Origin of the sequence: Thalassotalea profundi (assembly GCF_014653195.1) — a bacterium.
Lineage (GTDB): Bacteria > Pseudomonadota > Gammaproteobacteria > Enterobacterales > Alteromonadaceae > Thalassotalea_B > Thalassotalea_B profundi.
The window spans coordinates 73,009-85,258 of the sequence record NZ_BNAH01000005.1 but is presented as its reverse complement, the minus strand read 5'-3'; the positions used below and the strand labels follow the sequence as shown (position 1 = coordinate 85,258).

The following is a 12,250-nucleotide window of genomic DNA, read 5'->3' as shown; positions in this document are numbered from 1 at the left end:
AATAGGTGGTTATATGAATAGTCAATCTCATCTAGTTTTTGTTTGGAGTAGATATTTAAGACTCTTTCATTGGTTAAATGTAATCACTATCACGTTCTTACTAGCGATAGGGCTCATTATCTTTAATGCTAAAGCACTTGGTGTAAGTGTCGAAGGTAAAATACTACTAAAGACTATCCATGTACTTATAGGTTATGTATTTTCAGCTAATCTACTTTTTAGAATAGTACTGGGCTTTTTTGGAAAAGGTTACGAACGCTGGCATAAAACGTTACCCTTTGCTAAAAACTTTACAAAAGAGTTGGCTGAATTTAAGCAAAACCCCCATAAAAAGTACAAAGGCCATAATCCTTTAGGGAAATTGATGGTAGGAGCATTATTACTCGCGATGTTTATTCAAATGATCACAGGATTGGTTATTGCTGGCACCGATATTTACTATCCGCCTTTAGGGCAATATTTTGCGAAAAGCATTGCTATTGATAACAGTAAACTTGAGCTGATAAAACCCTACTCTAAAGAAAATATCGATGAACAGGCCTATGCTTCAATGCGTGAAATAAGACAGCCTTTTATCACCACTCATGTTTATACATTTTATACTTTATTATTCTTAATACCCTTACATATTATTGGTGTTATTATAGGGGAACGTAAAGAGAGAACGGGCTTAGTTTCCTCTATGATCAACGGTTATAAATATCTTCCCAAAGAAGATAAATAAACGTATTTAAAATTGGAAGTAATTTTGGAATTTTTCATTATTGTTGCGATGCTTATTATTGCTTGGTTTGCATTTCAATTATATCGAGCAAAACAGTTCACTCGTTTTAAAGTGATGATTAACACAGATCTAAAAGCAAAAGTTATTGCTAGTATTGAAGAAGAACTTATCGAAACGCGCAGTGAAATTTATCCTAATAACGAATGCCATCAACAAGCAACAATTGATTATTGGTGCCGTTATCCCGTACGTATTATACAAGCGGCACTAATAAGAGAGATTATTAGTGACGCATGGCTAAAGGAAACAGGTAATTATCGAAACTGCCAGCATTTGTTCCATGTTCAGCGCGATAAAATGCATAACTAAAATACTTAAAGCTGATATTAATCAATACGCTTAAACTGCAAATCCCAAACACCATGGCCTAAGTTTTGACCTCGATTTTCAAATTTAGTCAACGGACGAGAATCAGGACGAGGTACATAATCGTTAGTTTCTGATAAATTTTGATAACCTTGTGAATTATTCATATCTTCTAACATACATTCTGCGTAGTTTTCCCAATCTGTAGCCATATGAAATACACCGCCAACTTTTAATTTTTGGCGAATATTTTCAACAAACTCTAGCGATACAATTCTACGCTTATGATGCTTTTTCTTATGCCAAGGATCCGGAAAAAATAACTGTACTGTAGTTAAACTTGCATCAGGAATACAATCTGCCAATACTTCAATAGCATCATGTTCATACACTTTTAAATTATCCACTTCCTGTTCTTTAGCTAAAGCAATACATGCCCCTACACCAGGTTTGTGAACCTCAACCCCAATATAGTTTAATTCAGGCGAATTTTTCGCCATTTCAACTAATGATTTTCCCATACCAAAACCAATTTCTAGTACGACTGGGTTGTTGTTATTAAATAGTACACCCGCATCAATGACACCGTCACTATGATTAAGGCCCATTGTCGACCAATGTTCTTCAAGTGCACGCGCTTGCGCATTTGTTAAACGCCCTTCTCGCTTAACAAAACTGCGTACTTTACGAATGTATTTGCCTTCTTGTTCAGCTTGCTCAATGGTTTTATGGGTTCTTTCAGTCATAGTTTTTTACTAGAGGTTTTAACAGAAAATATAAGGATGCATATTATCTATGTTTAACCGTATAAACTCAAATGAGATAATTACTTTTTATTCAAGTAATTAGATAATTGAGTAATATTAGTCAATACTAGAATTAAATTAACACGCTTATGTATTATGTTTATCTCAAAAACTTGTAATTAATTTAAGTAATACAAGCTTTGTATAAAGCCGAATAAGGAAAATTAAATGAAAGTATTAGTATTCGCAATATTATCAATTTGTAGTTTTAATAATTATGCTAAAACTCTCTGGTCTGACTTTAGTGCGACCTTACTCAAAGGTAATAATTATGAAGTGGGTGATAATGAGCGTACTGTGTTCACCTTTGAACATGCTGCAGGTTATAGCTGGGGCGACAGCTTTATTTTTGTTGATCGCTTACAATCAGCTAATGGTAACAAAGAAACGTATGCTGAAATATCACCTCGGTTTCAAATATCTGAATACAAAAATAGCTTTCTAAATAATTTTTATATTGCCACTACCGCTGAAATTGGTGATGGATTTACACACTATTTAATTGGCGTTGGCACGAATTTAAAAGTCCCTCACTTTAAATATTTAAACTTAAATTTTTATCATCGTAATAACGACAGCGGAGATAATGGCAAACAGCTTACCGCAACATGGGCACTACCTATTGGATCATTAATCTATGACGGATTTATTGATTATGTCCCATCTAACGACGATGCTAGCACCAGTGTAAATTTCACCTCGCAATTAAAATATAATATTGCGGATATGCTAAAACTAGAAACTAAACTCTACCTCGGCATTGAATACGTTTATTGGCATAACAAATACGGTATTGACGGCATTAACGAAAAAAATATGAATTTATTAGTGAAGTACCACTTTTAATCATTAAATAATCCCAATAAAAAAGGCTAAGCAATTAATTATGCTTTAGCCTTTTAACATTTATCTTTTATAAAAGTAAGCTAACTATTCAGCCCACCAAACATCATACAGTTCACTTACTGAAACAGCAGTAGCGCCATTAGTTTTTAACCAACTTTCAACAGCAGTACGGTGCTCTTCAGTACATTGACCTAAACGTTGAGTACATACTAAACCATGCCACAATGTGTCACCCTCTCCACCAAAGCCTAAGCCGTTTGGTTCTATAACTTCATCAAAAAATTTATTCAAAAAGTTATCAATACCTTCGCTATCAGTGTCGTCAGCAAGTTTCCAAGCAACATCAAAACCTAATTCTTTAAATTCATCAACTCGTAATTTTTTACGCAAACGCTGACTACGATTTTTCGCATCTATTTTCATACTTACCTACTTAACTTTTATTTAGCACTAACCACTAACATTAATGATGGATATTTAATATCTCAATTATATCACGTATTTTCTCAACAATAGCTAGTGCTATTTAATAAACATGATTGTTTGGATTAGATGAATTGGCTACACTGACGCCATTATGACAAATGAAATTAAAATATCGGCAGCATCTGCCAAGAAATTTAACCAACAAGTGCTCAGCTGGTATCACCAACAAGGCCGAAAACACTTACCTTGGCAACAAAATAAGACACCTTATCGTGTTTGGATCTCAGAAATAATGTTGCAACAAACCCAAGTAGCAACAGTGATCCCTTATTATCAACGTTTTATGGAAAGCTTCCCAACTATCGTAGAACTTGCTAACGCCGATGAAGATAATGTGTTACACCATTGGACAGGATTAGGTTATTACGCTCGCGCTAGAAACTTACACAAAGCAGCAAAAATTATTGCACAGCAATACCAAGGTGAATTTCCTGAAGATATTGAGCAAGTTATTGCTCTTCCCGGCATTGGTCGTTCTACCGCAGGTGCGATTTTAAGCTTATCATTGCATAAACCTCACCCGATACTTGACGGTAATGTAAAGCGTGTACTTGCGCGCTGTTATTTAGTTGAAGGGCACAACGCACAAGCAAAATTTGAAAAAACACTTTGGCCAATTGCAAACACGTTAACTCCAGTAAAAGACGTAGCCCCCTATAATCAGGCTATGATGGATTTAGGTGCTATGATATGTACACGCAGTAAACCTAGCTGCGAAAAATGCCCACTTCATAACAACTGTTTAGCATTTAAATTAAGCGAACAAGCTAATTTCCCACAAAAAAAACCAAAAAAAGTCGTACCGGAAAAATCAACCACTATGTTGATTGCAAAAATAGATAACCAATTATTAATGATAAAACGACCACCATCGGGTATTTGGGGGGGGCTGTATAGTTTCATTGAAGTCGATAAACAAACGGATACCTGTGATACGTTAAACCAATACGGACTGACTGAAATATCAAGAACAGCTTTAACACCTTTTAGGCATACTTTTAGTCATTTTCATCTTGATATTACGCCTATCCTTATTAACTGTAAGCAAAATCAGGATAATAATATTAGCGAACCATCAAATATATTCTGGTATGAGCTTAATCATTCAAATAGCATTGGATTAGCCGCTTCAAGCTGTAAAATACTCGAAGAGATAAATGAGTTGCCTTTTTAAAAAGAAACATAAGCAAACACTTATCAGTATGTTAAAATTTGTTACAACAATGATGAAAAAGAATATGAAAACTACTAGAGAATTATTATGAGCAGAACTGTATTTTGTCAAAACCTGAAAAAAGACGCAGAAGGACTTCGTTTTCAATTATACCCAGGGGAAGTAGGCAAGCGAATTTTCGACAATATCAGCCAAGAAGCCTGGACACTCTGGCAAAAAAAACAAACTATGCTAATAAACGAGCATAAAATGAATATGATGAATCCTAACGATCGCGCTATATTAGAAAAACAAATGATCGATTATTTATTTGAAGGTATTGAACCTAAAATTGAAGGTTACGTTCCTGAGAAAAAATAACAACAAGCTAATTATAGATGGTAAAAAACAAGCACAATGCTTTTTTTTAGTGCTATAAGTAGAAAAAAACACCAAACAAACATTTATTTCAAAAAAAGAGTTGACGGGGAAAAGGAAAAACAGTTTAATACGCCCCGTCTTCAAGGCAAAGCCAAAAAGACAACATCTTTAAGTTTTCATTATATTTATTTTAAAGATGAGTACGTGATAATTTATTATCAATGTGCCTCGATAGCTCAGTCGGTAGAGCAGAGGATTGAAAATCCTCGTGTCCCTGGTTCGATTCCGGGTCGAGGCACCATAATTTTGAGTGAGTGTTAGTTAATGAACAAACATTTATTCGGTGCCAAGATAGTTAAATTCAATAGAATATGATTATCGCACACGTTCTTCGTGTGCCGACTTAGCTCAGTTGGTAGAGCAACTGACTTGTAATCAGTAGGTCGCCAGTTCGACTCCGGCAGTCGGCACCATTTATAACGAAGCCTCAGCAGAAATGTTGAGGCTTTTTTATTTTATGGAAGGAATATTTAATTTTATTAAAGGGGTCAGTGTTGATTCGAATATATTGCCTTTTATTGCTAATTCTTTTTACTTCGCTTTCTTTTGCCGATACGTTTAAAGGATTTAATCACGAATTTTCGACTTATGTCGCAGAGCAACTCAAAAAATACAATATTCCTGGTGGGGCATATGTCATTGTAAAAAATGATAAGATAGTTTCCTTAGAAACATTTGGCCATATTGATAACACAAAACAACAAAAAGTTAATAGTAATACGGTATTTCGTTTAGCTTCTGTATCTAAGACTTTTGCTTCTACTCTTACGACGATGCTCGCGCAAGAGCATGTTCTTAACTTATCAGACCCCATAACTAAATTCGTACCCGACTTTTCTTTAGCTAAAGAAGGTGCAGCAGAAAAAATTCAATTAAAACATATACTCAGCCATTCTAGTGGTTTGATGCCTAATGCTTATGATAATTTACTACATGAAAACTGGAGTATGGATAAAATTATAGGTCGCTTTGATCGCATTACACCTATTTGCCAACCAGAAAAGTGTTATGGCTATCAAAATATTACTTTTGGGCTATTACAACCGGCCATTGAAACAAGCCAAGATAAAAGTTACTCCACTTTACTTTCGGAAAGACTATTTTCTCCTTTAAACATGAATGATACCTCTATCGGTTTTAATGCTTTTAAACAACATATCAACACGGCTAAGCCTCATGTTTTAAGAAAAAGAGTCTTAACTAAAAAGAAAGATAAGCAAGGTAAAAGGATAAGAAAATATGTTTGGCGCACTGTAAATGTAGTGCCTGACTTTTATAAAGTTGCACCTTCTGCAGGAGTTAACTCAAGTATCTCCGATTTAGCAAAATGGTTAATTGCAAATTTAGGTCATAACCCTGATGTCTTATCGCCCGCACTATTAAGTGAATTAACAACACCCAGAATAAAAACTAAAAGAAATATGCGAAGAAAATATTGGCAAGACTATTTAACTGATGCACATTACGGTTACGGATGGAGAATTTATCAACTTGACGAACAAAAAGTAATCTATCACTCTGGTTGGGTAGAAGGATTTCGAGCAGATATTGGTTATTCACCTGAATTAGATATAGGTTTTGCGATACTTATCAACGCAGAAGCCAATGTTATCAGCCAAATATCTAGTAAATTTTGGTCACAGACAGATAAGTTAATAAACAATAAACACGAATAAGCACCAGATCACTTTTATATTGAATTGTTATTACAACTAAAATGATAAATACAGCCCCAAGCTGTCGCTGCCCCAGCCGTTAAAGTGTAATTACCTTGATCTATTTGATGGTCAAAATAAATTGTAGGCATCTCTTTCAAGTTATCTATTGTAAAACGTCAAGAGAAGCTTTAAATAGTTTCCTATTTGAAAAACAATAATTCCAGTATTAGCCGTACTAAAAAAGCTTGCTATTACCCCTCCTAGAACGCTATTTTCAACCATTTAAATTTCATTTGATTATCCTTTTCAATCCCTATATCAAACATGAGAAGTAATAATTAAAATAGTGGTACCGCAAAAATTATTGACACAAAGACTAATTGATTTTCTTAGGTTATATAGCCTAAAAATCAAGTCGTATTTCAAGCTCAATAAGAGAGTTCAGAAGAAAGTTGTCCTGACTTTAGTTAACGTTTTTGTTTTCATATCTTTACAAATACATTACATAAATTAATGTTATAGTATAACAATTCTTTTACTTTTCTTAATATCTACGGTTTAATGCTACGGAAAATAATATCCAGTCTGAATTTATCCTAGGAAGATTTACCATGTTATATAAAAAAATGCTTAAGGCATTGTCCTTAACATCTCTGCTATTTATTGGAACAGCTACAGCTGACGAAGGTATGTGGCAACCACACCAATTACAAGAAATAAGTGGCAAGCTAAAAAAAGCAGGCTTAAAGCTAGACCCAACGCAAATGGAAAATTTAGATCAATTTCCAATGAATGCAATTATTAGCTTAGGGGGTTGTACCGCCTCATTTTTATCTGACCAAGGTCTAGTGGTTACTAACCACCATTGTGCTTATGGCTCAATTCAATACAACTCAAGCGAAGAAGACAACCTATTAAAACAAGGTTTTGTAGCCAAAAAGATGTCAGATGAGTTACAAGCTGCTCCTGGTTCTCGTGTTTATGTTACTGAATCATTAACCAATGTAACAGATAAAGTAACGGGCTCTATCGAAAAATCAGTTACCGGAAAAGCGTACTTCAAAGCCATTGAAAAGAATGAAAAAGAATTAGTTCAGCAGTGTGAAACATCACAAGATTATCGTTGTGAAGTATACAGTTTTCATGGTGGTTTAGAGTATTTTCTCATTAAACAACTTGCTATTCGCGATGTACGTTTAGTTTACGCACCACCTTCAAGCATTGGTAAATTTGGTGGCGATACCGATAACTGGATGTGGCCACGTCACACTGGCGACTGGGCATTTTACCGAGCTTATGTAAGCAAAGATGGTAAGCCAGCAGATTATGCGAAAGACAATGTACCATTTAAACCTAAAGCATTTTTAAAAGTTAATGCAAACGGCGTTGAAGAAAATGACTATGTGATGGTATTGGGCTATCCAGGCCGAACTAACCGTTACCGTAACGCTCAAGAAGTGGAAAATCAGTTTAACTTAGTTTATCCAACAGCTAAGCGTTATCGAGAAGAATACATCGATATCATTAAATCAACTGCCCCAACAGGTAGCGAGGCGCGCATAAAATATGAAAGCACGTTAGCGGGTTTAGCTAATTATGCAAAAAACTATGGTTCTATGATTGAAAGTTTCCATAAAGGCGATATGTTAGCGCGTAAACAGCAAGAGCTTAAAGAATTACAAGCGTGGATAAATGCCTCACAAACACGTAAACAGCAATATGGAAAAACCTTAACTGAGCTAAACGCATTAATTACCAAAGGACAAGAAAATCAAGACAGAGATCTTATTTTATCTTATATCGGCCGTACTAATTTAATGGGTGTTGCCAAACGTTTATATCGTTTAGCGAATGAAAAAAATAAGCCAAGCTCCGAGCGAAAGCAAGGTTATCAAGAACGTGATATGAATCGTTTTACGCAAGGTATGAAACGTGTTAATCGTCGTTACGATGCCAACATAGATAAAGCCGTATTAGCTCACTTTATGGCGCAATATGCAGAGTTTCCAGCATCAGAGCGAAATACAACCTTTGATCAATTTTTCGGTTTAGATAAAAACTTTGATGCCAAAAAACTTGCAGCTAAATTAGATAAAATGCATAGCGAAACGCAACTTGATCAAGAAAGTGTGCGTTTAGCATGGATGGATAAATCAGTTGAAGACTTTAAAAACAGCAACGATCCATACATACAATTTGCTGTATCGCAATATGAAAATGATCAAAAGCTTGAACAAGAAGCAGAAGATCTCGCCGGTAAATTAGCGCAAATTCGTCCACAATTTATGAAAGCGATGATCGCTTACAAGAAAAGTAAAGGCGAGCCTGTTTATGCGGATGCAAACAGTTCATTACGTATAACTTACGGTAATGTAAAAGGTTACTCCCCACAAGATGGCTTAACCGCTACACCTTTTACAACATTGGAAGGCATGTTGGCTAAATATATCGCCGGTGATCACGAGTTTGATTTATTTAAAAACATTCGCACCGCCATTGCTAATAAAGACTTCGGTAATTACAAACGTGACAGCTTAGATTCCGTACCTGTTAACTATTTATCTACCCTTGATATCACCGGGGGTAACTCAGGTTCACCTACACTAAATGGCAACGGAGAATTTGTTGGTTTAGTGTTTGACGGCGTTTACGAGTCAATCATTGGTGACTGGGATTACGATCCTAAATTTAAGCGTGCTATTCATACGAGCGTACCTTTTATGCTTTGGACAATGGAGCATATCGACGGTGCCAGTAATATAGTAAACGAAATGACGATAGTGAAATAACTCTATTATTTATAAGTAATTGAAAAGCAAAGCCTCAACATAATGTTGAGGCTTTTTTATTTCTTTAAAATGGATAACTTTAGCTAAGCGATATTATAAAAAGAGCCAATTAATTGCATACAATAGCTAACCGAGGAAACTGACATTGAACATGCTAATAGATGCTAAATTGCAGCATAATTAGACTAAAATAACAAAGCTGATATAATTAAGAATAAATATGTGAGTATTTTTAGCAATCCTTTAATCTCCAATCTTTTTATATTCAATTAGGAAGTTTTAACGCTAATAACCCTATGCCTTACAGACAATTTTCATTATTAACAATATTATTATTTATAACGTTTATTGCTCACGGCAGTGTTGAAAAAATAACAATTCATACGAATAACAAAGCTGAATTTAATGCGTTTAAAAATAATAATGCCACAGGAAACCTGTCTGTTTCTACTAATTTATATGCTTTAAAGCATGTATATTCGTCTATTGAATTTAAATATATGACCACTCAACGTACTTTGCATCAAATCGATGAAGGTCAAAGTATATGTACTGTAAATAGGGTCAAAAATAAAGAAAGATTGAAAAAATTCCTTTTTAGTCAACCTATCAATTTATTTCTCAGTCAACGCTTATATCAGCAGATCGACTCAGCTCCGTTAAAGTCATCAAATAATATTATTAATCTTAGCAATATTTTCAATGAAAAACCCAATGCCCGAATTTTGCTTGCAGAACAAATGTCTTACGGTGATGCCATAGATTCTGAAATTAAAAGAATTCCTGAAAAAAATAAAATGAGGCGTTACAGTGGAGAACAAGAGATAGGTATCGCTAATATGTTTGTAAAAAAACGTGCCGAATTTGCCATATTATATCCACAGCAAGTGTATAATTACATCACTAACGTGAATGCTAGATCGTACGAAATCAAAGGAACTCCACCTTATATTTTAGGACATTTAATGTGTACCAACACACCTGAGAACAATAATTTCATCAACAAAGTCAATCGTCAATTAAATAGTAATATTGAAGAGTTACTTAACCTTCATTTAGACTTTGTTAACCCAAGTGATAAAGCAATGCTCACGCATTATTTTCATCAGGCATTTCAAAGAAAATCGATTGAAAGCCAATAAAGGTTTTTAATTAATCCTCTATGTATATCAATTCTGCGTGGCGCATACTCACAGTTGGAGATGGCGACTTATCATTTTCACAGGCTTTGCTTGAAAGTTATCGACCACAGTTTTTAACTGCAACAATTTTTGATAATTATTCGTCACTAAACACTAAATATGGTGATGTGCACTTCCAAAAGTTGCAAATCCAAGGTTGTAATGTACTGACCGATTTTGATGTCACCAATAAGCAAACTTGGGGATCACTTAAAAAGCATCAATTTGACGCGGTAATTTTTCAATTTCCACTATTACCGGCATTTAATTCTGAGGAAGACTTTAAGCAGCAGTGTATAAACGTCAGTGTAAATACCTTAAACCGTCGCCTATTAAGGAAATACCTTTTAAATAGTGTTAATTATTTTTTAGATCCTAACGGTTCACAACTGGCTTTTATTACGTCAAAAGATGTAAAACCTTATCGACAATGGCATATTGAACAAGTCTTAACCCTAAATACTGATATTAATTACCTTGGCTATATGCCTTTTAATATAGAAAAGTTTCCAGGTTACAAAATAAGAAATGTTGATCGAAATAAACATGTTAAAGACACACAAGGGATCACCTATGCTTTTAGCCAACGTATCAGCACAGAACTTGACAGCAAACTAACCCAACCCAAATATTTAAATGATAATTATTGCAGCTATTGCCGCGTTGGACCTTTTTATGCCGAACAAGATAAGCAGAATCATTTGCGCAGTAAAAAACATCAAACTATGACACAGTTTGAAGTGCAATGGTTGGCTGATATTACTAAAAGTTAACGAAAATAGATTATTGATAGAGATTCTCAAAATTTGGAATGTTATTTTCCCATATAGGAACTTTTTGCCCTAAATAGTCTTTAACTGCATCAAAAAATAATCGTGTTCTTACAGGTAAATCACGATGAGGGTACACTGCGTACATATCACTAAAGTTCATCAGTTTTAAATCAGTGAGTAAGGGCACTAATAAGCCATCTTTTACTTCATTTTCAATCATGAAAGCAGGAGCTAAAACATATGCGGTGCCCGATAACGCTTTCATTAGCAGCACTTCACCATTGTTCGCTCTGAAAGTACTATTCGTAATTTGTTCACATTCTTCATTGCTGTCATTGTAATAACGTATGCTGCCGACTCTAATAGATTGACTTGAATAGCTTGCTGACGGTAATTGGGCTAATTCTTCTATTGTTTCTGGCATGCCATAAGTATCAATAAATTCAGGAGATGCGAGAAGGAGCAGCCGATTTCTAGCAATTTTGCGGGCAATAAGCGATGAATCTTTAGGCTCTCCAATGCGAAATGCCAGATCAAAACCTTCGGAAACAATATCTACGACTAATTCATCAAGGTGTAACTCTACTTCAACCTGAGGAAAACGTTTTTGAAAATCATTAATTACAGGTTGTAAGTATCTATGACCTATAGTGGTAGATGCCGTAATTCTTAAAACACCTTTTGGTTCTTGATGATAATTTTCAGCAAGTCGAATAGTTTCACTTAAGAGCTCTCTTAATTGCTGGGCTTTTTTTACCATTTCAGCGCCAGCGGCAGTTAATGAAAAAGAGCGCGTTGTTCTATTTAAAAGCCTTACCCCTAAATCTTCTTCTAATCTACTCATCTGTTTAGAAATGACGGATCTATCAATATTGCGTGATAAAGCGGCCTTTGTAAAAGAGCCCCGCTCTACCACTTCAAGTAATAAAAGTAATCGACTTGTAGTATCCATAGTTAACTCATCCAACCAATTGGTGCCATTTTGGCATTAATGAATGCATAAAACTAGTCTTTTTATCTACAGGTT

The 12,250-nt window shown here is 34.8% G+C and carries 12 protein-coding genes and 2 tRNA genes; 11 read left to right on the top strand and 3 right to left on the bottom strand.

Annotation, left to right across the window (positions count from 1 at the left end):
- Window positions 1-13 precede the first annotated feature (13 nt).
- Window positions 14-724 carry a cytochrome b/b6 domain-containing protein gene (locus tag IE155_RS07465; RefSeq protein WP_189377623.1) on the top strand — a complete coding sequence of 237 codons (711 nt, stop codon included), beginning with the start codon at window positions 14-16 and terminating at the stop codon, window positions 722-724.
- Window positions 725-748: 24 nt separating this feature from the next.
- A complete protein-coding gene (locus IE155_RS07460; protein ID WP_189377622.1) occupies window positions 749-1,093 on the top strand; it encodes a hypothetical protein in 345 nt (114 codons plus the stop codon).
- 17 nt (window positions 1,094-1,110) lie between these two features.
- Here IE155_RS07460 and trmB read toward each other — a convergent pair whose 3' ends face one another.
- Window positions 1,111-1,836, bottom strand: coding sequence for a tRNA (guanosine(46)-N7)-methyltransferase TrmB (gene trmB, locus IE155_RS07455; protein WP_189377621.1), 726 nt, complete (start codon window positions 1,834-1,836; stop codon window positions 1,111-1,113).
- Window positions 1,837-2,064: 228 nt separating this feature from the next.
- Here trmB and IE155_RS07450 point away from each other — a divergent pair, with 228 nt between their 5' ends.
- Window positions 2,065-2,742: an outer membrane protein OmpK gene (locus tag IE155_RS07450; RefSeq protein ID WP_189377620.1), complete on the top strand. Its 678-nt coding sequence runs from the start codon at window positions 2,065-2,067 to the stop codon at window positions 2,740-2,742.
- Window positions 2,743-2,826: 84 nt separating this feature from the next.
- Here IE155_RS07450 and IE155_RS07445 read toward each other — a convergent pair whose 3' ends face one another.
- Window positions 2,827-3,165 (bottom strand): YggL family protein, encoded by a 339-nt coding sequence (locus IE155_RS07445; RefSeq protein ID WP_189377619.1) that lies wholly within the window; start codon window positions 3,163-3,165, stop codon window positions 2,827-2,829.
- A 154-nt stretch (window positions 3,166-3,319) separates the two neighbouring features.
- Here IE155_RS07445 and mutY point away from each other — a divergent pair, with 154 nt between their 5' ends.
- From mutY to IE155_RS07405, 8 genes are all read left to right on the top strand, one after another.
- A complete protein-coding gene (gene mutY, locus IE155_RS07440) occupies window positions 3,320-4,402 on the top strand; it encodes an A/G-specific adenine glycosylase (protein ID WP_189377618.1) in 1,083 nt (360 codons plus the stop codon).
- Window positions 4,403-4,489: 87 nt separating this feature from the next.
- Window positions 4,490-4,762 carry an oxidative damage protection protein gene (locus IE155_RS07435; RefSeq protein WP_189377617.1) on the top strand — a complete coding sequence of 91 codons (273 nt, stop codon included), beginning with the start codon at window positions 4,490-4,492 and terminating at the stop codon, window positions 4,760-4,762.
- A 225-nt stretch (window positions 4,763-4,987) separates the two neighbouring features.
- Window positions 4,988-5,063 (top strand) — tRNA-Phe (locus IE155_RS07430).
- A 96-nt stretch (window positions 5,064-5,159) separates the two neighbouring features.
- Window positions 5,160-5,235, top strand: a tRNA-Thr gene (locus tag IE155_RS07425).
- Window positions 5,236-5,313: 78 nt separating this feature from the next.
- Complete coding sequence (locus tag IE155_RS07420; RefSeq protein ID WP_189377616.1) at window positions 5,314-6,498, top strand: serine hydrolase domain-containing protein; 1,185 nt, start codon at window positions 5,314-5,316, stop codon at window positions 6,496-6,498.
- A 593-nt stretch (window positions 6,499-7,091) separates the two neighbouring features.
- Window positions 7,092-9,269 carry a S46 family peptidase gene (locus IE155_RS07415; protein WP_189377615.1) on the top strand — a complete coding sequence of 726 codons (2,178 nt, stop codon included), beginning with the start codon at window positions 7,092-7,094 and terminating at the stop codon, window positions 9,267-9,269.
- Between the two features lie 296 nt (window positions 9,270-9,565).
- A complete protein-coding gene (locus tag IE155_RS07410; protein ID WP_189377614.1) occupies window positions 9,566-10,411 on the top strand; it encodes a hypothetical protein in 846 nt (281 codons plus the stop codon).
- Window positions 10,412-10,431: 20 nt separating this feature from the next.
- Complete coding sequence (locus IE155_RS07405; RefSeq protein ID WP_189377613.1) at window positions 10,432-11,223, top strand: Rossmann-like fold-containing protein; 792 nt, start codon at window positions 10,432-10,434, stop codon at window positions 11,221-11,223.
- A gap of 10 nt (window positions 11,224-11,233) precedes the next feature.
- Here the strand turns inward: IE155_RS07405 and IE155_RS07400 are convergent, their stop codons facing one another.
- Window positions 11,234-12,175 carry a LysR family transcriptional regulator gene (locus IE155_RS07400; protein WP_189377612.1) on the bottom strand — a complete coding sequence of 314 codons (942 nt, stop codon included), beginning with the start codon at window positions 12,173-12,175 and terminating at the stop codon, window positions 11,234-11,236.
- Window positions 12,176-12,250: the final 75 nt, after the last annotated feature.